The sequence below is a fragment of the Limnobacter olei genome (genome assembly GCF_029087225.1).
Lineage (GTDB): Bacteria > Pseudomonadota > Gammaproteobacteria > Burkholderiales > Burkholderiaceae_B > Limnobacter > Limnobacter olei.
This window is the reverse complement of record NZ_JARFJD010000005.1, coordinates 128,832-149,673: the sequence shown is the minus strand read 5'-3', so window position 1 is coordinate 149,673 and position 20,842 is coordinate 128,832. Positions and strand designations below refer to the sequence as shown.

The window sequence follows — 20,842 nt, the reverse complement described above, 5'->3', positions numbered from 1 at the left end:
GCTGCTTAATCAACCACTGACTTGGCCCAGGCAACTGCGGTTTCTACCTTTGTTCTTGGCTTGGTAAAGCGCGTGGTCAGCTTGCGCCATGGTGCGGTCAATGCTGTCAGCCTGGGTGATGTCGCAAATTCCTGCCGAAAACCCAACTTTGCAATTGCCGTTCAGCCGAATCCTGTCTACGATTCTTTGGGTGTCGTCGGCGGTGCAGTTCGGTAGAAGCACTGCAAACTCTTCGCCCCCGACACGTGCGATCAAATCACCAGGTCTGAAGTTGGTTCGAAGCGTTTCGGCAAACTCCCGAAGTCGCATATCCCCGGCCTCGTGACCATAGGTGTCGTTGTATTGTTTGAAGTAGTCAATATCGATAATTGCTACGCTGCCTTGACGCTGATTTTCTCTTTGCATTTTTCGCAGGTAGGCGCTGCTCAGGTCTTGCCAGCCCCGGCGATTGAGCAAACCAGTGAGTGGATCGCTGCGAGCCTGATTGCTCAGGTGAAGCAGTTCCACTGCGAAGCGCTTTCGCAAGTTTGATTGTCGCCACAGAGTCAGGCTGACAAAACTTACCGAGTGAACCAAGACAATCAATGTGAGTATCAGGTTGTTGCGTTGCAATGCATTAACTTTTTCATCGGTCGATTGTGTATGTTTCTTCAAGGTGGTGTTGAATATCCCAAGCTCGATCAACCAAAACTCGATGCGTTGAGGGTCGGGTTTGCCGAACCTGTCAAGTTGCTGGTCCATCGCGATCAGGTGTTCTCGGAGGCTTGCAGCCGATTCAGTCAGCCCGCTGTGGGTGTTGATCGTTTCGATGACAGCCAATCTCGCAGCCAGTTGATTGAGTAACTCCTGAGGTGAGCTGTAGCCACGCGTTTCCAGACCAAGTTTGGTTTCATAAGCATGCTGATTGCCCAGGTGATGCAGGGCGGTGCTTTGTACGATCAGGTCTTGCAGGGACACTTCAAGTAGCCGTCTCTTGGCCAGGTCACCTTGAATTTGATGTGCTTTGCCGTAGTTGAATATAGCCACTGCCGCCAGAATGACGCAGAGTGCCAACCAAAAATACCGGATGGTTTTTTCAGAACAGGGACGCAGGTGCCGGATTGCGTGAACCAACCATGTACGGCCTGTCGTTGTGGCTGGCCCGTTGCCCTCTGAGTCCATTGTTTTCCTGATGCTTCACAATGACACTCAGTGGCAAATCTGCTTGGGGTGGTTCCTTTCGCTCGGTTTTCTCTAGCGTGTCCCGGTGCTTCCGAACCCACCTTCACCGCGTTCGCTGGGGGTGAAATCGCTGACCACCTTGAAGTCGGCGTGTGCCACGGGCAAGATGACCAGTTGAGCGATGCGCTCCATGGGTTCAATGGTCACAGGCACTTGGCTGCGATTCCAGGCCGAGACCATCAGCGGGCCCTGATAGTCGGAATCGATTAAACCCACCAAATTACCAAGTACCAAGCCTTTTTTGTGACCCAAGCCTGAACGGGGCAAAATTGTTGCACAGTAATTGGGGTCGCCGATATACATGGAAAGACCGGTTGGCACCAGTTCAGCCTGGCCGGGTTGCAAAGTCAGTGGCTCAGTTAGGCAGGCGCGCAGGTCGATACCCGCACTGCCAGGAGTGCCATAGGCTGGCAATTGCTCTTGCATGCGCGGGTCGAGTACTTTCAGTTCAACTTGAATTTTCATGAGTGTATTAGCGTTTTCAGGAGTGTTTGGAAATGAAAGACAAAACTGCTTGCGCAGCTTGCAACTTGTCCATGCTGCCCAGGTTTTCGGGTTTGGGGTTTTTGCTGTAAATGGTTAACTCGGTTTGGTCGGCACCCAAGGCGTGTTGGGCCAAATTGCCAACAATGAAATCCGCTTTCTTGCTGTCCAGTTTGCGGTTTGCATAGTCATCCAGGTTTTCTGTTTCGGCAGCAAAACCGACTACAGTCAGTGATTTCTTCTGACCACTGGCAAATTCGCCGACATCTGCAAGAATGTCCGGGTTCAGTTCGAATTCCATGTGCAAGCCTGGCAGCTGTCCATTCTGTTTTTTTTGTTTTTGAGCGCTCGGGTTCTTGATACCGTAGTCGGCCACAGCGGCGACACCAATGAACAGGTCTTGTTGATCGATTTGACTGAACACAGCAGCGTGCATTTGTTTTGCCGATTGAACCGACAACACGCGGGCGCCATAAGGCATGGGCAGCGCGGTGGGGCCACTCACCAAACTCACTTCGGCACCCATCAACCATGCTGCTTGTGCCAATGCGTAGCCCATTTTTCCGCTGGATCGATTCGTAATGCCGCGCACCGGGTCAATGGCTTCAAAGGTTGGCCCAGCCGTCAACAACACTTTTTTACCAGCCAAGGGTTTGTGATTCACTGCCCGCGCCAGTTCCAATACGATCTCAAAGGGTTCCAGCATGCGGCCACTGCCCACTTCACCGCAGGCCTGTTCGCCAGCAGCGGGGCCAAACACATGCACACCATCGTTTTTGAGTTGATTGATATTGCGCTGGGTGGCCGGGTTGTTCCACATTTCCACATTCATGGCTGGGGCAATTGCCATGGGGCAGTTTCGGGCCAATACAAGGTTATCCAGCAAATTGTCAGCGAACCCATGTGCGTACTTCGCCATGGAATTGGCCGTGCAAGGGGCAATCAACAAAAAGTCAGCATTTCGGCTGATGTCGATGTGAGGCATGCCACGGTCAATATTGTTATCACTGTGCCCAGCTGGCCATTGCGACACATGCACAGCCTTGCCTGAAAGGGCTTGGAAGGTGAGCGGTGCAATGAATTGTGTGGCCGATTCAGTCATGACCACTTGCACCGAGCAGCCCTGTTTCATTAACAGGCGCACCAGCTCGGCCGATTTGTACGCGGCAATGCCGCCGCACACGCCCAGCACTACACGCAGTTGGTTCAAACCAGGAAGCGGTGGCAATTCGACAGGGCGCATGGGCAATAAACCTTATTCGCTTTTTGCAGGTTTGGCGGCTTTGTGTTCTTTGTTGAAGAACAGTTCGTCGATGATTAGACCGACTGCTCCCATGGTAATTGCAATGTCGGCCACGTTGAAAGCAGGCCAGTGATAATTTCCCACATAAAAATCGAGGAAATCGATGACTGCGCCGTGAGCGACACGGTCAATCAAATTGCCGATTGCACCACCCAAAATACAGGCCAGGCAGAACATCGCGAATTTGCGGTGGCTGGAGGAGCGCATCATGAACAGAATGACAATCGACGCAATGACCGCCACAGCAGAAAGAAAATGTTTTTGCCAACCCGCCTGATCGGCGAGGAAGCTGAATGCGGCACCCGGGTTGAACACGTACACCAGGTTGAAGAAAGGGGTGATTTCAACCACCGCACCCAGATCAAGGCGTGATTGAACCCACAGTTTGCTGATTTGATCAACCAGAATAAGCAGCAGGGAAAAACCGATCCAGGGGAGGATGGATTTTTTGGGTGCCCTCAACGCGCCGGTTGCATTGACTGGTTTGGTGGTTGAGGCTGGTTTTCTCGGCATGGGTTTAGACATGATCACGCACCTCGCCTTGACCAAACAGATTGCTTACACAGCGGCCACAAATACCTGGGTGTTCAGGGTTTGCGCCCGTGTCGGGGCGTACATGCCAGCAACGTTCGCACTTTTCGCCTTCTGCAATACCCACTTCAATTTTCTCCTCGGCCGCTGGGGCTATTTCAATTTGGGAAACAATGAACAGAAATTTCAGATCATCGCCCAAACTTGCTGCGGCCTTGTACAAGTCGCCTGGCAAATGCAGTGTGGCTGTGCCTTGCAGGGATGAACCAATTTTGCCGTCTGTTCGCAGGTTTTCCAGTTCCTTCACCACGCGCGCACGCAGCGCGAGCAACTCGGCCCACTTTCTGCCCAGCGTATCTGCGTCAGCTACGTTTGGCACCTTGTAGAATTCATTGCAGAAAATGGAAGGCTCAACATTGCCCATCACTTCACGGGCCTCTTCAGCAGTAAAGCTGAGTACTGGTGCCATCAAACGCAACAGTGCGTGAGTGATGTGGTACAGCGTGGTTTGCGCACTGCGACGTGCTTGGGAATTCTCGCCAGTGGTGTACAAGCGGTCTTTCAGTACATCCAGATAGAACGCACCCAGGTCTTCGGAGCAGAAAATTTGCAGCTTGCTGACAATCGGGTGGAATTCGTACTTCATGTAGTGCACTTCGCACTCGCTTTGCAGCTTGCCCAGCAGGGTAAGTGCGTACTGGTCTACTTCGGCCAGTTCCTCGGTGGGAACCGCTTCGGTGGCAAAGTCGAAATCAGAAATATTGGCCAGTAAAAAGCGCAGAGTGTTGCGAATGCGGCGATAACTTTCCACAACGCGCTTTAAGATTTCATCGGAAATGGTGAGTTCGCCGGAATAGTCGGTGCTGGCCACCCAAAGGCGCAAAATTTCGGCCCCCATTTTGTCGGACACTTGTTGGGGTGCAATCACGTTACCGACCGACTTGCTCATTTTGCGTCCTTGGCCGTCCACCACGAAGCCGTGTGTCAGCAGGGCTTTGTAGGGCGGCACACCGTTGATCATGCAACTGGTCAACAGTGAAGAATGGAACCAGCCACGGTGTTGGTCCGAGCCTTCCAGATACAAATCGGCGGGGAAATGGCTTTCCTCGGCATGGCTGCCGCGCAACACAGTTTCGTGCGTGGTGCCGGAATCGAACCACACGTCGAGTGTGTCCGGGTTTTTTACGTAATCCTTGGCTTCGTCACCAATCAATTCTTCAACTGACACATGCTGCCAGGCTTCAATGCCTTTCTTCTCAATCAACTGCGCAATAGTCTCGATCAGTTCAGGCGTTCGCGGATGCAGTTCGCCTGTTTCGCGGTGCACCAAGAACGCCATGGGTACGCCCCATTGGCGTTGACGCGACAGGGTCCAGTCTGGGCGGTTGGCAATCATCGCATGCAAGCGTGCCTTGCCCCAGGCCGGGAAAAACTCGGTGGCCTCCACGCCAGCGAGTGCTTTCTCGCGCAGGCTGCCGCTGCCATCGTTGGGTTTCACGTCCATACCCGCGAACCACTGCGAAGTGGCACGGTAAATGATGGGGGTTTTGTGCCGCCAGCAATGCATGTAGCTGTGGCCAAATTTCACTTGTTTGATGAGCGAGCCCACTTCAATCATTTTTTCAACGATAAGCGGGTTGGCCTTCCAGATGTGCAAGCCACCAAAGAACGGAAGGGAGTCGGCATATACACCATTGCCCGTCACCGGGTTGATGATGTCGGCGTCTTTCATGCCGTAGGCTTTGCTGGTCAAAAAGTCGTCCACACCATAGGCGGGCGAACAGTGCACAATGCCCGTACCCGCATCGGTGCTGACGTATTCGGCCAGATACACCGGGCTAAGTCGGTCGTAGAAGGGGTGCTTGAATGCAATCCCTTCCAGCGCAGCACCCTTGGCGGTGGCGATTTCAGCGCCTTGTAGTTCATAGCTTTCCAGGCAGGGCTTTACCCGTTCTTGTGCCAACAACAAATACTTGCTGCCCACATCCACCAGGCTGTACACCAATTCAGGGTGCATGTTCAAGGCTTGGTTCGCAGGCAAGGTCCATGGGGTGGTGGTCCAGATCACCAGTTGACCCGGTTTGGACTGCAGCATGGTCACCGGTACATTGAAAGCAATGGCCAGTTTTTCGAGGTTTGCCTCATCGAAAGCAAATCCCACATCGACTGCGATGTCTTGTTTGTCCTTGTACTCCACTTCGGCTTCGGCCAATGCAGAACCGCAGTCGAAACACCAGTTCACAGGTTTCAAGCCACGGAACACATAACCCTTTTCCATGATTTTGCCCAAGGCGCGAAGCTCATCGGCCTCGTTGCCAAAGTTCATGGTTTTGTAGGGGTTTTCCCAATCGGCTAGCACGCCCAGTCGAATAAAGTCTTTTTTCTGACGCTCAATTTGCTCAGCCGCATAAGCACGGCTTTTCTCTTGCACTTCCAGCGTGGGTTTGCCTTTGCCGATGGTTTTTTCAATTTGAATTTCAATCGGCATGCCATGGCAGTCCCAGCCCGGTACGTAGCGTGCGTCGTAACCCGCCAGGCAACGGCATTTTACGATGATGTCTTTCAGGATTTTGTTGACCGCATGGCCAATGTGAATGTCGCCATTCGCATAGGGTGGGCCGTCGTGCAGCACAAATTTTGGCTTGCCCACCTTGGACTGGCGTATCGCCTTGTACAAATCTTCCTTGCACCATTGTTCAACCCAGTTCGGTTCCCGTTGTGGCAGGTTGCCGCGCATGGGGAAGGGTGTGTCGGGCAGGTTCAGTGTGTTCTTGTAATCCATCTTGGGTTAACAGCCTGTATTTGAAATCTTGGGTTGGTTGGCAGCCAGTAAAGCCATGGCTTTTGCCGTGTCTTTGTGCATTTGCTCAACCATCGTATCGAGCGAATCAAAGTGTTGCTCCGGGCGAATGTGTGCCAGCACCTCGATGCGCAGCAGCTTGCCATAGGCATTTCCTTGCCAATCGGGGATGAATGTTTCCAGCAAAATTTGATCGGATTGTTCAACGGTGGGGCGCACACCCATGCTGGCTACAGCAGGAAGTGGCTGGGGCTCCAGCCCATGCACCCACACAGCCAAAATACCAGTGAGTGCACTGGCCCTGCCGGCAATTCGCAGGTTCATGGTCGGGAAGCCCAGGGTACGTCCCAGCTTTTTGCCATGAACAATGTGCCCGGAGTACACCAGCGGATGCCCCAGCATGTGGGTGGCTTTTGCAACATCGCCAGCTTTCAGAGCTTCCCGAATATTCGAACTTGATACCCGGCTGCCGTCTGTCTGTACCTCGGCAAGGTCGTTCACTTCGAAGCCGTTTGATTCCCCGAGACCTTTCAGCAACGCGAAATCGCCAGCGCGCTTGGCACCAAAGCGGAAATCATCACCTACCCACACTTGTTTGGCATTCAATTGGTTTAGCAATACTTCTTGCACAAAAGCTTCGGGGCCAAGGCTTGCCATGCGCCGGTTGAAGGGCAGAATACACACTTGCTCAATGCCGCAGTGCTTCATTTCAATGATTCGGTCGCGCAGCGTGGAAATTCGGTCGAGCTTGAATTCGGGATTGAAAAATTCTTTCGGGTGTGGGTGCAGCGTTACGACAGTGGGTACCAAACCTTGTGCGTGTGCCGCAGACACAACACGGCGAAACAACTCGGCATGGCCAGAGTGAACGCCGTCGAAGTTTCCAATGGTGAGCGCAGTGCCCTTGGCAGATGTGTGTGGCCGGGGGCGGCGAATGATTTTCATACCGAGTGTGTCGGCTCTTTAGTGGTTGCAAAACAACCGGTTATTATAAGGCCTGAATGGTGAAAAATAGGGCTTTTTCGCCCGCACAGTGATAAACTCGCGCCATGCAAAATTCCACACCTTCCGTCGTCATTTTGATCTCGGGGCGGGGTTCAAATTTGAATGCCCTGATCGATCATGCCAAACAGACCGGGGCCTACCAAATTAGTGCAGTCATTTCCAACCGCCCAGCCGCGGCTGGACTGGCTTTGGCGCAGTCGGCCGGGCTCGATACTGCAATTCTTGACCACACTGAGTACGAAAGTCGCGAGGCCTTTGACGAAGCCCTGGCTAGCCTGATCGATCAATATCAGCCCGACTGGGTTGTGCTGGCTGGTTTTATGCGTGTGCTCACCGAGGGTTTTGTGAATCGGTATTTGGGGCGCTTGGTGAATATTCACCCATCGCTGTTGCCCGCTTTTCCGGGTTTGAAAACCCACCAGCAGGCGCTGGATGCCGGCGTACGTGTGCATGGTGTAACAGTGCACCTGGTAACGCCCGAACTAGACCATGGCCCGATTCTGGACCAAGCCTTTTTGCAGGTGTTGCCTGGTGATACAGCCGAGACACTGGCTGCGCGCGTGCTGGGGCTTGAGCATCAAATCTATCCCCGTGCTCTGGCGGCACTGGCCAGCGGGCAAATTAAAATGGTGAACGGGAAGCTTGAAGGCACTTTGACTTCACCCCTGATTCACGCAATTCAATAAAACAGGATATTCAATATGGTCGGGTCTACTAAAAAAACCCCATTTCGCAAACCCAGCACGCGGCGCGACAGCAAAGTCGAGCGTCAAGGCGCCCAGTCGCGTTATGGCCTGGTGAGCACGGTTGCGCAGTTGATCGACCTGTTGGCTCAGTTTGAAGGCCCTGCAGATGCAGCGATTTCCCGGTTTTTCAAAGATCACCCTGAGTTAGGTGGGCGCGATCGCCCCATGGTGGCCGAGGCTGTGTATTGCTGGTTGCGTTATCGTTATCGAATCAATCACTTGGCGCAGTCAGGCGAGGGCCCTTCAGTGGTTCGCCAAGCCAAGCTGGCTTTGTTGTGGTCGGGTGCGCCTGAACAAATCTGGTCGGCTGGCAAGCAAGCTGATAACGAATGGCTTAGCCGTGTCATTAATATTTCCGCCGAGGACCTGGGTGTTGAGGCGCGTACCTGTTTGCCAGAATGGTTTTATACCAAACTGGCTGAGCAATTCGGGCAAGATCGCGCGGAGTCTTTCTCTCAAGCCGTGCTGAGTGCCGCGCCGCTTGACTTGCGTGTGAACACAGTGAAAGCCAGTACGGTAGATTTGTTGGCCGCGCTCACCAATATGGGTATTCAAGTGAAGCCGATTGAAGGTCTGCCGGAAGGTTTGCGTGCCGTAGGCAAGCCAATCGTTGGCAAAACCGAGGTGTTTCAGGAAGGATACTTCGAAGTTCAGGATGCGGGCAGCCAGTGGGTTAGCCGGCTAGTGGCGCCGCGACGTGGCGACCTTGTAATCGATTTTTGTGCGGGTGCGGGTGGTAAAACATTGGCCATCGGCGCACAAATGAAGAATACCGGCCGAATTGTTGCGCTCGACACCTCAGAGAAACGCCTTGTGAAGTTCAAGCCCCGTGCGGCCCGTTCAGGGTTGAGCAACTTCTACACGATGGTAATTAACGATGAAGCCGATCCACGCCTGAACAAGTATTTCGGCAAGGCTGACCGGGTCGTGACCGATGTACCTTGCAGCGGCATGGGAACCTTACGGCGTAACCCGGATCTTAAATTTAGACAGAACTTGCAGAGTCTGTCAGAATTGACCGCGAAGCAAAAATCCATCATCGAGCATGCTGCCAAGTTGGTAAAGCCCGATGGTCGGCTTGTTTACATCACATGCAGTGTTCTTCGCGACGAGAATGAAGACATTGTCAATGCGTTCCTGGAAACTCATCCGGAATTCCGGCTTCGCCGCTGGACTGAAGTGCTGAACCCTGGAGAACGGCCTGTCAAGGCGAACACGACTGACGACATGCTTCGATTGTGGCCAGAGGATGGTGAATCCGATGGCTTCTTTGCAGCAGTGTTACAACGTTCCAAAGCCTGAACTGAATATAAATTCCAAATGTGTTCCGGCTTTAAAAGTACACTTGTACACTGAAAATATGATACGGCTCCTTCAGAAGCAAATTGAGATGGCCGTAACCTTTGAAATACGACCTGTTGAGAGTTAGTGAATATGATTGAATTTTTGACCTCGGGTATCACTGGTGCAAGTATTGGCCAAATGGTGATTTACACCCTGATCGTAACCCACGTCACCATTGTGGCCGTAACAGTGTATTTGCACCGCTGCCAAGCCCACCGTGCCCTGGAGGTACACCCTGCGCTGGCGCATTTCTTCCGCGCATGGTTGTGGTTGACCACCGGCATGAGCACCCGTGCATGGGCTGCCATTCACCGCAAGCACCACGCGAAATGCGAGACACCCGATGATCCCCACAGCCCACAAACCCGTGGTCTGAAAACCGTATTCTGGCGCGGTGCTGAGTTATATCGTGCAGAATCGAAGAACCAGGAAACATTGGCCAAATACAGCCATGGCACCCCCAGTGACTGGCTGGAGTTTCAGGTGTACGAGCGTTTTCCGTGGCAAGGCGTGGGCTTTACCTTGGTGCTCAGCTTCATTTTGTTTGGTTTTCCTGGTGTCAGCATTTGGGCCATTCAAATGTTGTGGATTCCTGTGTTGGCGGCAGGCGTGATCAACGGCATTGGCCACTACTGGGGTTACCGCAACTTCGATTGCCCCGATGCAAGTCGCAACATCTCTCCGTTTGGCATCTTGATCGGTGGCGAAGAGCTGCACAACAACCACCACACGCACGCGACTTCCGCCAAGTTGAGCAACAAGTGGTACGAATTCGATATTGGCTGGATGTACATCAAAATTTTCAGTTTTCTGGGATTGGCCAAGGTCAAGAAAGTGGCTGAATCGCCCAAGTTTTCATCTGAAAGTAAGCCAGTGCTGAGCTTGACGACGGTTCAGGCGGTTGTAAATCACCGCTACGATGTCATGGCGCGTTACGCCAGCTCCATGCGCAAAGCCTTCCGTTCCGAAGTGGCTGCACTGAAGCAAAAAGCTGCGAATGCTCAAGAGCGCAAGGTGTTGGCCAAAGGCACCAAGTTGTTGTCTATCGACGAGAGCAAACTGTGCGATGTGCAGCGGGCTGAACTGGCGCAGTTGTGTGCCCAGTCCAAAATGATCAATACGCTGGTGGAAATGCGCGCTGAACTTCGTCAGATTTGGGAAAAAACCAATTTGAGCCGTGAACAAATGCTGGTTCAGTTGCAAGCCTGGTGTGAGCGTGCCGAGCAAAGTGGTATTCGCTGGCTGGAAGACATGTCGATTCGGATTCGTCGCTACGCGGCGTAATTTGAAAGTTGTTTGATGGATGAAAGCCGCTGGTGAGAATCAGCGGCTTTTTTTATGCTTGGTTTGCAGGTGGTGATTTGCAGCAGCGCTACCCATCCTGCCAAGATCCAAGTCGAATTCCCCGCTTTTGATTCTGGCTCGGTGTATGCGAAACGCTAAAGCGTCTTCGCATCGACCTGCGGTCGCCCCTCGCTGCGAATCAAGCCGGGCGACTTGATCTTGAATCGGCAGGATGATGCAACGCTGCTGCAAATCACCCAAGCCACTTCTACATCAACTATTAAGCCTCGCCGAAGCAGTGGCCAACAAAAAACCCGCTCTGAACTTAAGTAGCGGGTTTCTGTAGAAACAGCGAAGTAAGTTGAATTACTTCAGCTTGGTTTCTTTGTATGACACATGCTTACGAACCACTGGATCGTATTTCATGATTTCAATTTTCTCGGGCTTCGTGCGCTTGTTCTTGGTCGTGGTGTAGAAGTGACCAGTACCAGCAGAAGATTCGAGTTTGATTTTTTCGCGACCACCTTTAGCCATGATTTACTCCTGCTTTAGATTTCGCCACGTGCACGAAGATCGGCCAAAACAGCATCAATGCCGTTTTTGTCGATAGTGCGCAGGGCGTTATTAGTTAGACGCAGGCGAACCCAGCGGTTTTCGCTTTCAACCCAGAACTTGCGTGACTGCAAGTTAGGCAGGAAACGACGTTTTGTTTTGTTGTTGGCATGGGAAACTTTGTTTCCAACCATCGGGCGTTTACCCGTTACTTGACATACGCGAGCCATGATGACCCCAAAAAATTCAGCAAATTAGTGTATCTGCAAAACCACACGGCATGAATTCAAAAACCATGGATTTGCGGCGAAGTCCAAGATTGTAACCAATTACTATTCTTTTGCCCAGCCCTTTTTGCGGAAAAAATCAAAAAGGTGGGCGATTGTGTAGCCGGTAGGAGTAACTACAGTTGGGGCCAACCACCACATGGTCAACCAATTCAATATCAATCAGCGCCAAAGCCGATGAAAGCTCGCGGGTTAGCCGGTCGTCCGCGCTGCTTGGGGTGCAGCAGTCGCTGGGGTGATTGTGCGCCACCATGATGCGAGGTGCATTAGTTTGTATGGCAAATTTAAGCACCTCACGCGGAAAAACCACAGTTTTGTTCACGGTGCCGCTGGAGAGTATTTTGTGGTCCAGTACTTTTAGTTGGCTGTCCAAGGCGATCACAAGGAAATTCTCGATTTCGCTTAAGCCGATTTGCGCACGCACAAACTGTTCAAACAGATCGGGAGAAGCAAGCATTCCGTGTGGTGTTTCCTGCAATTCATGGCTTAAACATCGCTTGGCCATTTCAAGACAGGCGCGCAGTTGGGCGTATTTGGCCTCGCCAAGACCACGAATTTGGACCCACTCAGCCAGGGAAACACGGTTCAGGTTTTGCAGACCGCCAAATTGTGTGATCATTTCCCGGGCCAGGTCGACCGCACTTTTGCCAGGAAGGCCCGTACGCAAGAAAATGGCAAGCAATTCGGCATCAGAAAGTGCCTGAGCCCCTTGTTTGATCAGCCGCTCTCGTGGGCGGTCATGTTTGGGCCAGCTTTGAATGCTCATGAGGAATTGAACCTGAAAGCCACTTGGTGGCCTTCAGCCAGATCAAGTTCCCAGTTTGTGTAACAGGGAGGGCTGCACGATTTCGATCCAGTAGCCGTCCGGGTCTTTGATGAAAGCCACATCTTTCATCTTGCCTTGCTCGGGGCGTTTCACATAGGGGACCTGGTTCTCGTCAAACCAGCGAACAGCGGCGGCAAGGTCCGGCACGGAAAAGCAAATGTGTCCAAATCCTTGTGGCTGCTGGTTTCCATCGTGATACTTGAAGTCAGGGTCGTTTTCCGTGCCCCAATTGTGGGTCAGCTCCAGAATGCCGGTCTGGCTGAATGTCCACGCTGTGCGTTTGCCTTCCTCTTCGGGTACTTCGTCGTTTTCGTCTATTCGGGCAAGGAAATACAGCGAAAATTTCATTTCCGGAAAGTCGAGCTTGCGCAAGGCGCTCATGCCCATGACACGGGTGTAGAAATCGAGCGACACGGCGGGGTCTTTGACGCGCAACATGGTGTGGTTAAGTACAAACCCGCGTGTGGCGTTGGGCACTTCTGAGTGTACGCCGGGGTGATTTTCTGAATTGAACGACATGGACTAAAAGCTCCTTGTTTTGTTGCTTAATTGGTTGGTAGGTGCTGTAGACGGTAGATCAGCGATTTGCTATGGAAACCACCGACTTCGGCGCATTCGCCAGTTCATCTTTTCGGCGGTAGTATCGCAAGCACGTTACTCGTAAAAATGAGGTGAAGTTGCTGACCTCACCGCTGCTGGTCATGATCTCATCATGCAGGGCTGCGATTAAAGCATTGGTGCTTTTTCCTTCGTCGGCTGCGATTTGTGCCAGCGTGTCCCACATCAGGTTTTCAAGTCGAATACTCGTGAGTACGCCGTGAATGCGCACTGTGCGTGAGCGTGTTTCATAGAGAATGGGGTCTGCGCTAACGAAGAATTGGCACATGCAGGTCTCCTTGCCAAGTAATTAAATCATCTTTTCAACCATTTGCTTGCGAATATATTCCGCTTGGCGAATGGCGAGGCTGACGATTGTGAGTGTGGGGTTTTCTGCACCTCCGCTGGTGAATTGACTGCCGTCAGAAATGAACAGATTGTCGATGTCGTGTGTTTGCCCCCATTTGTTACACACGCTGTTGGCCGCCGTACTGCCCATGCGACAGGTGCCCAGGTTGTGGGTAGACGGATAAGGCGGTGTACGAAACGCCTTGATTGAACCTGCCGCCTGATACACCCTTTCACCCTGCGTGAATGCGTGTTCCCGCATGGCGAGGTCGTTGCGGTGGTCGTCGAAGTGAACGTTGGGCACTGGCAATCCCCATTGATCCTTGATGTCACTGTTAAGGGTAATTCGGTTGGTTTCCCGTGGCATGTCTTCGCCCACAATCCACATGCCAGCCATGTGGGTGTAATGCTCCATGAACCATGCAAAGTCTTTGCCCCAGCCGCCAGGGTTTAGAAATGCGGCCATGAAAGGCAGGCCAAGCGAGAGCGTTTCCATCTCGTAGCCTCCCACGAATCCGCGTTTTGGATTGTTGTTGGCTTCATCGCGGATTATTCCTGCCATGGTGGTTCCACGGTACATGTGGACGGGGTCGTTGAATACGCCGTATACCGTACCTGTTAAATGACGCATGTAATTTCGACCGACCTGACCAGAGGTGTTCGCCAGTCCGTCAGGGAACATGCCGGAAGCAGACAGAAGCAGCAGACGCGGCGATTCGATAGAATTACCCGCCAAACAAACCAAGCGGGCCTTTTGTCGATGTTCTTTGCCTTGCTTGTCAAAATATATGACGCCAGTGACTTTGCCTTTGGCGTTGTGTTCAATGCGCGACACATGAGACTCAGGCCGAAGGTCAAGATTTCCCGTGGCTTCGGCTTTCGGAATTTCGGTGTATAGGGTTGACCATTTGGCCCCTGATTTACAGCCTTGAAAACAGAAACCGATTTGCATGCAACGTGCGCGGTCATCCCTGGGGACGCTATTGATGGCCATGTTGCCAGTGTGACAATCCTGATAACCCAGTTTTTTTGCACCTGCATACATCACTTTAAAGTTGTTGTTGCCAGGCAGGCCGGGAATGCCATTGGTTCTGGTTACGCCCATTTTGTCTTCGGCTTTGGCGTAATAAGGTTCCAGTTCCTTCAAAGTAATGGGCCAATCGAGTAAATTCGCACCTTCCAGCTCGCCGTAGTGAGTGCGTATTTTGAATTCGTGCTCTTGAAGCCGTAAGGAAGCACCCGCCCAGTGTGTTGTGGTGCCCCCGACGGTTTTACAGATCCAGGCAGGCAAATTTGGGAAGTCTTTGGCGATACGCCAGCTACCTGATGTGGTGCGGTTGTCCAGCCATGCGAGCTGGGCGAACGACTTCCATTCGTCGTTGATGAATGTTGCCTGTGATTGCAAGGCACCGGCTTCGAGAACGACGACTTTGATGCCTTTCTGGCACAACTCGTTTGCCAGCGTTCCGCCGCCTGCCCCCGAACCAATAATGACCACGACCGAGTCGTCGTTGTGATTGAACTTTGCCATGTCTGTCTCCACGTCTTGTAAGTCAACAACTTCGTTTTGGTTTTCCGTTTCAACCTAGCCCATGTAAGGTGGTGGGCTTACATCTTCAGGTGGGGCTGGAAGCCAACTAAGGTCTTGGAAGCCGCGCGTGATGTATCCGCCTTTCTCCCATGAGCCTCCGGGATAGCCAAAGGCCGCAAAGGCCATGTCGTTGTCATAAAGCGAGGTGACGCATTTGCTGCGTACGGTGTTAAAGAAGGGGGTTCCTTGCAAAGCTGTTACCGCTTCCAGTTTTTTGGTGTCGCTGGCTGCAATAAAGCTGCCACCGGCCTGTTGATCAAGTTTCTTCAGGCCCTGAACCAGCTGGTCGGCTAAATCGGGGTTGTTCGCTGCTTCAGCATCGAGGTCTTTTGCCAGCAAGGCATAAACTGCATCGGACAGTTTGTCGTGTGGATAAAGAACACGACCCATCTGCATCAGTGCTGTGCCCTGGTTTTTTGAGAGTTTTTTTAATTCAACAGCCCAGACAGGGCTCGGGGCCAGTGCAAAAAGAACGTTGCTGGAGGCGATTGTGCCGATCAATACGGCCGAGCCTTTCAAAAAACTTCTGCGCGTGAGTGGAATGTTGAGTTTGGGTATTTCGCCTGATGGTTCATCGCATGTCTCGATGGACAATGGAATCGTCTTCATGTGGTCTCCTCTCTTGTAATCCATGTACCTGCGTCTTTGCGCAAATCTCAGATTCATTATTGCACCGATGGTTTTTACGATGGTAATTACAGTTGTACCTACAATTTTGTGGATGGGCTTTTCCAGGGGCACGTGCGGCCGTGCTCATTCACATGCGCCTTGGGCCGCTTGAGTGCTTTCAAAAGCGTAGAATAGAGCCGTTTTTGAAATGAATTCAGGATGTTGAAATGACTGATGCAGTACAGCCCAAGCCCGTAGTAAACGAATCTTCATTCGTGACACTGCATTACCGCATTCGCTTGGCTGATAGCCAGCAGGTGATTGTGTCCACCTTTGAGGACAAGCCCGCCACATTGTCGATTGGCGCAGGCCAGTTGGCCGAGGGTTTGGAGCGTTGCCTGTTTGGTATGCAGGCGGGGCAGCGTGACATATTCACTTTGCCCGCAGGCAGCGGTTATGGTGACGTCAATCCCGATTTGTACCGACCGGTCAGCAAAGCGTTGCTGTCGAAATACGCCGAAGAGGGCACTACGTTTGAGCCAGGCGAATTTGTGCATTTTCCTGCACCCGATGGTGGGCAGTTTGCTGGCACTGTGGTGGAAGAGCGTGAAGACGATATTTTGTTTGATTTTAACCACCCCTTGGCAGGCAAGGCACTGACCTTTGAAGTGCAATTGATCGGGGTGCTGTGAGGTGAGTATGGAAATTAGCCTGGCCCAACCACGCGGTTTTTGCGCAGGTGTAGACCGCGCCATTGAAATTGTGGAACGCGCGTTGCAGCAATTCGGTTCACCCATTTATGTGAAGCATGAAATTGTTCACAACAAAACGGTGGTCGAAGATTTGCGCGGCAAGGGCGCAATATTTGTTGATGAACTGGAAGATGTGCCCACCGGCTCCACAGTTGTGTTTTCCGCCCATGGTGTGTCGCAAGATGTTCGCACCCAAGCGGAAAGCTTGGGTTTGAAAGTGTTTGATGCCACATGTCCACTGGTGACGAAAGTGCATGTGGAAGTCAGCAAAATGCGCGCACAGGGTTGCGAGATCATCATGATTGGTCACGAAGGCCACCCCGAGGTGGAAGGCACGATGGGACAGGTGAAAGACGGCATTTACCTGGTGGAAACCGAGGAGGACGTGGCCAAGCTGAATATTGCAGCGGGTACGCAACTGGCTTTGGTGACCCAAACCACGCTAAGCGTGGACGATGCTTCCAAGGTAATCACGGCGCTGAAGGCTAAGTTTCCCGATATTCGCGAGCCGAAGAAAGCAGACATTTGCTATGCCACGCAAAACCGTCAGGACGCTGTCAAGTTTATGGCGCGCCAGGTTGATTTGGTGTTGGTGGTGGGCAGCCCAAGCAGCTCCAATTCCAATCGCTTGCGCGAAGTGGCCGAGAAGTTGGGTGTGCCGGCCAAGCTGATTGAAAATGCGGACAGCTTGGAGCGAGACTGGTTCGACGGTGTGAAACACATCGGCCTGACGGCGGGTGCTTCAGCGCCTGAGCACCTTGTGCAGGGTGTAGTGAAGCGACTGAAAGAATGGGGTGCTTTGTCGGTTCGAAACATGGAAGGCGTGGAAGAAAACATTGCCTTTCCAATGCCCAAGGGTTTGGTCCGCTCTGAGGTATGAGCGGACTTGCTTAACTGTTCAACATATGGTGCTGGTGCCAATCGACCAGGTCTCGAACAAACCATGGGTTGACCTTTGCGGCCGGTTTGGCTGAGTAAACCGCAAGCAGGGCCTGTTTGACATTCATGTTTCCGTGGTCAATAAGGTGTGCTGCGATCAGGGCAGCCGATCTGCTGATTCCCTGTTCGCAGTGCACGATTACCTTGCCTTGGTTTTGGTGTGCCTGGTTGATAAATTCACATACGGTTTGGAAGTGAGCAAGCAGGGACTCGTCAGGGTTGTCGCTCACTGGAATGTGAAGCTGAACAATTCCTTGCCGAAGCCTGGGGCAAATTTCGATGCAACTGACCGCATGAGTAAATGACGAGTGTGGTTTTTGAAGGGCTTCGCTGGCGCCCTGCAGTGAACCAATCCACAGATTGGGACGCACTTCATGAATGTTTTCATGAATCATTGTGCAAGCCCTGGATGATGGCTTCAATCGCGGATTTAATTACCTCTTGTTGCGACGTGGTGTACCGGCTGAACAAATTGACCTTCAAATGAGGGGCGACCTTGGGATCTTGTAGGGTGGATGCAAGCAGGCGAATTTGCAGACTGCGGGCATTGGGCACTTCTTGGTTGGTGTGCAGTGTTTTCAGCTTTACAAGGGTGTTCAGAGTATCTGGATTTGCGGAATCGGGGATGCCGTTGCTCGCGGATATGTAAGCAAGCTTGTTCACCAGTGCATGTGGAATTAAAACCTGCATCAGGACGCTCGCTTTTTTTGTGGTCGGCAAGGTACTGTTCGCCTGGGCACACAGGTGGAGAATATTCTCGGTGGCTTTATTGATGCGGGCGTCTTCGCAGGCAGGGAAACGGGTTTGCAACATGCCTGAAATCCATTCCTTCAAATTGGGCGGGGCCACGTTGATCGCGTCGTGCAAGTAATCTGCGGTGCTCTCCATGGCGTCGACATCCGTATTCTGAAACAGGCTTGGATTACAGGACAACAAGGAAAAGCGCCCCACATCGCCATTGTCTCTAGAGGGGTGGCTGGCGGTGTATTCCATCAGGTTGTGGACGTCGCGGCCTCGATTTTTGTTGATTTCAAACGGGTTTCGGTGCCAGCTTAAGTGGTTCAGATTTTCTCGTGTGTCTGCGCTTTCGTGTTTGCAAAGCACTTTCATTAGCACCTCGCCAGTCCAGTGCGCTGGCAAAAGACTGTCCGCAAATGCGTGGTAAGCCACTACATGGCTTTTCGAATGTTCATCCTCGATGCGGATGATTTCAGGGATACTCACCGGCAGCTTGTCGATGGTGTCCTGATCCCATCCGGGTGGAAGCTGATCTGGATGTTGACTTAACCAAACCCTGGTTGGAGCTTCCGCGTATTCAATTAAAGCCCGAATTTCAGAGGGTAGGGCTTGCGCGAGGCTGGTTTCGACGGAGGACGACACAGGAGTTTCGAGATTGCGCAAGGCAAACTGTGCCTCTGTAATGTAAAGCGGGTTTGTGTTGGGTGTGGCATTTACTGCAAATGAGAGAGGCTGGTTCTGGATTGCCGGAGTCCACTGCTGCGCCATGTGATCAAGCGCACACCGAACACCCGGATGCAATTCGGACGTATGCGAGGCATGCTCAAGGGCTTGCCATGAATAGGCATTGTGTTCAGCACGAATGCTCGGGTTCCATTGACTGTTTGTCGGCAAGAGGCACAAGAATAGACGGTAAGTAAAACCAGTGTGCGCGTTGCGCAGCACAATCGGGTTAGTCCACACCTGGCCGTTGGGCAGTCGATGAACTTCCTCCAGTGTTTCGCGCAGTGCACAGTGCAATGGGTCTTCGGGTTTGTTGGTGTGCGCAATTCTTTCAATTGCGCCCCCGGGGACGCTCCACAGCCCTTCATCGTGTGTGCCCTGCGCATTTTTCAGAAGCAGGATCGAACACCTGCCTGAATCATCAGGCTTGAGCATGCACAGGCCAGCGCCACCATCGCAGCCCCATTCTCCATGGGGTGTTTCAGATGCGCCGTTCAGCTGGGGGTACTTTAACCCCAATGTAGATTCTTTGAGAGGAATCCAGCAGCCGGAACCCGCTTTAAGTACAGCGGCGTCACGATGACTTGTTTGGCTTTCCGTGACTGAATTTGATGGTGAAAAAAAATGGCTGTTTGATGTTGGCGACAACTGCGGCATTGAGGGGCGGGGCGAAGCAAATGTGAAATCTAAGTGCCGCCAAACCCGGGAAAGTTCATTTGTTGGGAGTGGCCAGTACTTGGTCTACCCGGTTTCTGTCTACATCCACCACTTCAAATCGCCAGTTGTTCCAGTCGAATTTCTCGGTTTTTTTCGGAATTCGACCCAACGAGGCCAATACGAACCCACCGACGGTGTGGAAGTTGCCCAAGTCTTCCTGGGGCAAGCCGCGAATGCCCAGTTTTGTTTTCATTTCGTCGATGGGTAAAAGTCCATCGAGCAACCATGAACCATCTTCGCGTTTTACAGCCAGTGCTTCTTCGGGGGTGTCCATCAGCGGCATCATGTCACCCACCACGCTGGACAGTACATCATCGATGGTGACAATGCCTTCGGTCATGCCAAATTCGCTGACCACGAATGCAAAGGTTTTTTTCTGCTGGCGGAAAGTCCGCAGCAGATCGACCAGCGTGAGTGAGGCGGGCACGAACAGTGCATTTTGCAGGGGTATTTCAGCAAAATTGATGTCGCCCTCCATGGCGGCTTGAAGAATGTCGTGGCTTTCTGCCACGCCAATTACTTGCTGCAAACTGCCCTTGCAAATTGGCAGCATGGAGTGGGGCGCTTCACGCAACAAGCGCAGGTTGTCCTCGCGCGGGGCATGTAAATCAAGATAGGCTATGTCGCTCACCGGGGTCATGACCGAGGCCAGTCGACGGTCCTCGAGCCGCAACACATTGCTCATTAGGTGGCGTTCTTCGGGGGCCAGCATGCCTGTTTTGGCGCCTTCATCAAGAAAGGCCTGAATTTCTTCGATGGTGCTAACCGCAGGTGCAGCTTTGAACGGGATGAAGCTGAGCACCAGATCGGAGCCCTTGGACAGCAAGGTGATGGCGGGGCTGAGCACTTTCAGGAATATCGACATGAAGGGCGCGCAAAACGCAGCAACCTTTTCCGGGTTAGCGATGGCCAGGCGCTTGGGCACGATTTCGCCAAAAACAATGGAAAAACCTGTGACCAAGGCAATGGTGACTGCGAATGAGATAACACTGGCCCAATCGCTGAGTGCTGGAAAGTGCTGGTCGATGGTTTGTTGAAACGTGGCGGTAAGCGCCGATTCGCCATAAATACCCATGAGCAAAGCGGCTGCGGTAATGCCGGTTTGAGTGGCTGCGAGCAGGCGGCTGGGGTTGTCCATGATTTGAATGGCGATTCGGGCTTTTGGGTTCCCTGAGTCGGCCATGGCTTGAAGTTTGGAGCGTCGACTGGAGGCCAGTGCCATTTCCGAGAGGGCAAAAAAGCCGGAAACCAAAATCAAAAGGACCAAGATCCAGAAGGCATTCATGATGTGTGTTCTTGTAGTGGGGGTTGCTGCTGCACAGCGCTGTATGTGGCTCAGTTTACCAAAGCCCATGCTAATTTGGCTTTTTGCTTGATTGGGTAAATTCTGGTGCTCGGTTACAATAACGGGCTAAGTTGTTTTGTCTGATGATTTTTTGAAAGAAT

Annotated in this window: 21 protein-coding genes; 5 read left to right on the top strand and 16 right to left on the bottom strand. The window is 52.4% G+C overall.

The features are described from left to right. Nucleotides 1-9: 9 nt before the first annotated feature. The 6 genes from PY990_RS04650 to PY990_RS04625 form a co-directional block, all read right to left on the bottom strand. The gene (locus PY990_RS04650) at nucleotides 10-1,161 is read right to left on the bottom strand and encodes a GGDEF domain-containing protein (RefSeq protein ID WP_275270621.1); all 1,152 of its coding nucleotides are present in this window, start codon (nucleotides 1,159-1,161) and stop codon (nucleotides 10-12) included. Nucleotides 1,162-1,233: 72 nt separating this feature from the next. Beyond that, entirely contained in the window at nucleotides 1,234-1,686 is a 453-nt protein-coding gene (gene dut, locus PY990_RS04645) for a dUTP diphosphatase (RefSeq protein WP_171100032.1), read from the bottom strand. Nucleotides 1,687-1,702: 16 nt separating this feature from the next. Further along, nucleotides 1,703-2,947: a bifunctional phosphopantothenoylcysteine decarboxylase/phosphopantothenate--cysteine ligase CoaBC gene (gene coaBC, locus PY990_RS04640; RefSeq protein ID WP_275270620.1), complete on the bottom strand. Its 1,245-nt coding sequence runs from the start codon at nucleotides 2,945-2,947 to the stop codon at nucleotides 1,703-1,705. A 12-nt stretch (nucleotides 2,948-2,959) separates the two neighbouring features. Beyond that, a complete protein-coding gene (gene lspA, locus PY990_RS04635) occupies nucleotides 2,960-3,532 on the bottom strand; it encodes a signal peptidase II (RefSeq protein ID WP_275270619.1) in 573 nt (190 codons plus the stop codon). After that, nucleotides 3,525-6,320 (bottom strand): isoleucine--tRNA ligase, encoded by a 2,796-nt coding sequence (gene ileS / locus PY990_RS04630; RefSeq protein WP_275270618.1) that lies wholly within the window; start codon nucleotides 6,318-6,320, stop codon nucleotides 3,525-3,527. Before ileS ends, lspA begins: the two co-directional genes overlap by 8 nt. 6 nt (nucleotides 6,321-6,326) lie before the next feature. Beyond that, on the bottom strand, nucleotides 6,327-7,283 hold the full coding sequence (locus tag PY990_RS04625; RefSeq protein WP_275270617.1) for a bifunctional riboflavin kinase/FAD synthetase: 957 nt from the start codon (nucleotides 7,281-7,283) through the stop codon (nucleotides 6,327-6,329). 104 nt (nucleotides 7,284-7,387) lie between these two features. Here PY990_RS04625 and purN point away from each other — a divergent pair, with 104 nt between their 5' ends. The 3 genes from purN to PY990_RS04610 all read left to right on the top strand — a co-directional run bounded on the left by purN (nucleotide 7,388) and on the right by PY990_RS04610 (nucleotide 10,717). Further along, the gene (gene purN, locus PY990_RS04620) at nucleotides 7,388-8,029 is read left to right on the top strand and encodes a phosphoribosylglycinamide formyltransferase (protein WP_275270616.1); all 642 of its coding nucleotides are present in this window, start codon (nucleotides 7,388-7,390) and stop codon (nucleotides 8,027-8,029) included. A gap of 15 nt (nucleotides 8,030-8,044) precedes the next feature. Further along, complete coding sequence (locus PY990_RS04615) at nucleotides 8,045-9,391, top strand: RsmB/NOP family class I SAM-dependent RNA methyltransferase (RefSeq protein ID WP_275270615.1); 1,347 nt, start codon at nucleotides 8,045-8,047, stop codon at nucleotides 9,389-9,391. A gap of 132 nt (nucleotides 9,392-9,523) precedes the next feature. After that, a complete protein-coding gene (locus PY990_RS04610) occupies nucleotides 9,524-10,717 on the top strand; it encodes a DesA family fatty acid desaturase (RefSeq protein WP_275270614.1) in 1,194 nt (397 codons plus the stop codon). Between the two features lie 366 nt (nucleotides 10,718-11,083). On the opposite strand, the gene rpmG is transcribed toward PY990_RS04610, so the two are convergent. The 7 genes from rpmG to PY990_RS04575 form a co-directional block, all read right to left on the bottom strand. Then, nucleotides 11,084-11,251 (bottom strand): 50S ribosomal protein L33, encoded by a 168-nt coding sequence (rpmG, locus tag PY990_RS04605; RefSeq protein ID WP_008253405.1) that lies wholly within the window; start codon nucleotides 11,249-11,251, stop codon nucleotides 11,084-11,086. A gap of 14 nt (nucleotides 11,252-11,265) precedes the next feature. Next, nucleotides 11,266-11,499, bottom strand: coding sequence for a 50S ribosomal protein L28 (rpmB, locus tag PY990_RS04600; RefSeq protein ID WP_008253404.1), 234 nt, complete (start codon nucleotides 11,497-11,499; stop codon nucleotides 11,266-11,268). A gap of 136 nt (nucleotides 11,500-11,635) precedes the next feature. Next, on the bottom strand, nucleotides 11,636-12,322 hold the full coding sequence (gene radC, locus PY990_RS04595; RefSeq protein ID WP_275270613.1) for a RadC family protein: 687 nt from the start codon (nucleotides 12,320-12,322) through the stop codon (nucleotides 11,636-11,638). Nucleotides 12,323-12,364: 42 nt separating this feature from the next. Next, nucleotides 12,365-12,901: a lactoylglutathione lyase gene (gene gloA / locus PY990_RS04590; protein WP_275270612.1), complete on the bottom strand. Its 537-nt coding sequence runs from the start codon at nucleotides 12,899-12,901 to the stop codon at nucleotides 12,365-12,367. Nucleotides 12,902-12,959: 58 nt separating this feature from the next. Beyond that, nucleotides 12,960-13,268 carry a ribbon-helix-helix domain-containing protein gene (locus PY990_RS04585; protein ID WP_275270611.1) on the bottom strand — a complete coding sequence of 103 codons (309 nt, stop codon included), beginning with the start codon at nucleotides 13,266-13,268 and terminating at the stop codon, nucleotides 12,960-12,962. Between the two features lie 21 nt (nucleotides 13,269-13,289). Further along, complete coding sequence (locus PY990_RS04580; protein ID WP_275270610.1) at nucleotides 13,290-14,858, bottom strand: GMC family oxidoreductase; 1,569 nt, start codon at nucleotides 14,856-14,858, stop codon at nucleotides 13,290-13,292. A gap of 54 nt (nucleotides 14,859-14,912) precedes the next feature. Then, complete coding sequence (locus PY990_RS04575; RefSeq protein ID WP_275270609.1) at nucleotides 14,913-15,527, bottom strand: twin-arginine translocation signal domain-containing protein; 615 nt, start codon at nucleotides 15,525-15,527, stop codon at nucleotides 14,913-14,915. Nucleotides 15,528-15,754: 227 nt separating this feature from the next. Between PY990_RS04575 and PY990_RS04570 the strand changes: the two genes are divergently transcribed. Next, nucleotides 15,755-16,219, top strand: a complete 465-nt coding sequence (locus tag PY990_RS04570) for an FKBP-type peptidyl-prolyl cis-trans isomerase (protein WP_275270608.1) — start codon at nucleotides 15,755-15,757, stop codon at nucleotides 16,217-16,219. Nucleotides 16,220-16,226: 7 nt separating this feature from the next. Then, nucleotides 16,227-17,159 carry a 4-hydroxy-3-methylbut-2-enyl diphosphate reductase gene (ispH, locus tag PY990_RS04565; RefSeq protein WP_171101487.1) on the top strand — a complete coding sequence of 311 codons (933 nt, stop codon included), beginning with the start codon at nucleotides 16,227-16,229 and terminating at the stop codon, nucleotides 17,157-17,159. A 10-nt stretch (nucleotides 17,160-17,169) separates the two neighbouring features. Here ispH and PY990_RS04560 read toward each other — a convergent pair whose 3' ends face one another. The 3 genes from PY990_RS04560 to PY990_RS04550 all read right to left on the bottom strand — a co-directional run bounded on the left by PY990_RS04560 (nucleotide 17,170) and on the right by PY990_RS04550 (nucleotide 20,681). Beyond that, nucleotides 17,170-17,613 carry a dual specificity protein phosphatase family protein gene (locus PY990_RS04560; protein WP_275270607.1) on the bottom strand — a complete coding sequence of 148 codons (444 nt, stop codon included), beginning with the start codon at nucleotides 17,611-17,613 and terminating at the stop codon, nucleotides 17,170-17,172. Next, the gene (locus PY990_RS04555; protein ID WP_275270606.1) at nucleotides 17,603-19,198 is read right to left on the bottom strand and encodes an NUDIX domain-containing protein; all 1,596 of its coding nucleotides are present in this window, start codon (nucleotides 19,196-19,198) and stop codon (nucleotides 17,603-17,605) included. The genes PY990_RS04560 and PY990_RS04555 overlap by 11 nt, the downstream gene beginning before the upstream one ends. 193 nt (nucleotides 19,199-19,391) lie before the next feature. Next, on the bottom strand, nucleotides 19,392-20,681 hold the full coding sequence (locus PY990_RS04550) for a hemolysin family protein (RefSeq protein ID WP_275270605.1): 1,290 nt from the start codon (nucleotides 20,679-20,681) through the stop codon (nucleotides 19,392-19,394). Nucleotides 20,682-20,842 lie beyond the last annotated feature (161 nt).

What these genes read in the sequence shown, in the direction of transcription:
- coaBC (WP_275270620.1), bottom strand. Translation starts at nt 2,947, where the DNA reads ATGCGCCCTGTCGAATTGCCACCGCTTCCTGGTTTGAACCAACTGCGT.
- rpmB (WP_008253404.1), bottom strand. Translation starts at nt 11,499, where the DNA reads ATGGCTCGCGTATGTCAAGTAACGGGTAAACGCCCGATGGTTGGAAAC.
- PY990_RS04580 (WP_275270610.1), bottom strand. Translation starts at nt 14,858, where the DNA reads ATGGCAAAGTTCAATCACAACGACGACTCGGTCGTGGTCATTATTGGT.
- PY990_RS04550 (WP_275270605.1), bottom strand. Translation starts at nt 20,681, where the DNA reads ATGAATGCCTTCTGGATCTTGGTCCTTTTGATTTTGGTTTCCGGCTTT.
- lspA (WP_275270619.1), bottom strand. Translation starts at nt 3,532, where the DNA reads ATGTCTAAACCCATGCCGAGAAAACCAGCCTCAACCACCAAACCAGTC.
- PY990_RS04575 (WP_275270609.1), bottom strand. Translation starts at nt 15,527, where the DNA reads ATGAAGACGATTCCATTGTCCATCGAGACATGCGATGAACCATCAGGC.
- PY990_RS04560 (WP_275270607.1), bottom strand. Translation starts at nt 17,613, where the DNA reads ATGATTCATGAAAACATTCATGAAGTGCGTCCCAATCTGTGGATTGGT.
- PY990_RS04585 (WP_275270611.1), bottom strand. Translation starts at nt 13,268, where the DNA reads ATGTGCCAATTCTTCGTTAGCGCAGACCCCATTCTCTATGAAACACGC.
- gloA (WP_275270612.1), bottom strand. Translation starts at nt 12,901, where the DNA reads ATGTCGTTCAATTCAGAAAATCACCCCGGCGTACACTCAGAAGTGCCC.
- PY990_RS04570 (WP_275270608.1), top strand. Translation starts at nt 15,755, where the DNA reads ATGACTGATGCAGTACAGCCCAAGCCCGTAGTAAACGAATCTTCATTC.
- radC (WP_275270613.1), bottom strand. Translation starts at nt 12,322, where the DNA reads ATGAGCATTCAAAGCTGGCCCAAACATGACCGCCCACGAGAGCGGCTG.
- PY990_RS04615 (WP_275270615.1), top strand. Translation starts at nt 8,045, where the DNA reads ATGGTCGGGTCTACTAAAAAAACCCCATTTCGCAAACCCAGCACGCGG.
- dut (WP_171100032.1), bottom strand. Translation starts at nt 1,686, where the DNA reads ATGAAAATTCAAGTTGAACTGAAAGTACTCGACCCGCGCATGCAAGAG.
- PY990_RS04650 (WP_275270621.1), bottom strand. Translation starts at nt 1,161, where the DNA reads ATGGACTCAGAGGGCAACGGGCCAGCCACAACGACAGGCCGTACATGG.
- rpmG (WP_008253405.1), bottom strand. Translation starts at nt 11,251, where the DNA reads ATGGCTAAAGGTGGTCGCGAAAAAATCAAACTCGAATCTTCTGCTGGT.
- purN (WP_275270616.1), top strand. Translation starts at nt 7,388, where the DNA reads ATGCAAAATTCCACACCTTCCGTCGTCATTTTGATCTCGGGGCGGGGT.
- PY990_RS04610 (WP_275270614.1), top strand. Translation starts at nt 9,524, where the DNA reads ATGATTGAATTTTTGACCTCGGGTATCACTGGTGCAAGTATTGGCCAA.
- ispH (WP_171101487.1), top strand. Translation starts at nt 16,227, where the DNA reads ATGGAAATTAGCCTGGCCCAACCACGCGGTTTTTGCGCAGGTGTAGAC.
- ileS (WP_275270618.1), bottom strand. Translation starts at nt 6,320, where the DNA reads ATGGATTACAAGAACACACTGAACCTGCCCGACACACCCTTCCCCATG.
- PY990_RS04625 (WP_275270617.1), bottom strand. Translation starts at nt 7,283, where the DNA reads ATGAAAATCATTCGCCGCCCCCGGCCACACACATCTGCCAAGGGCACT.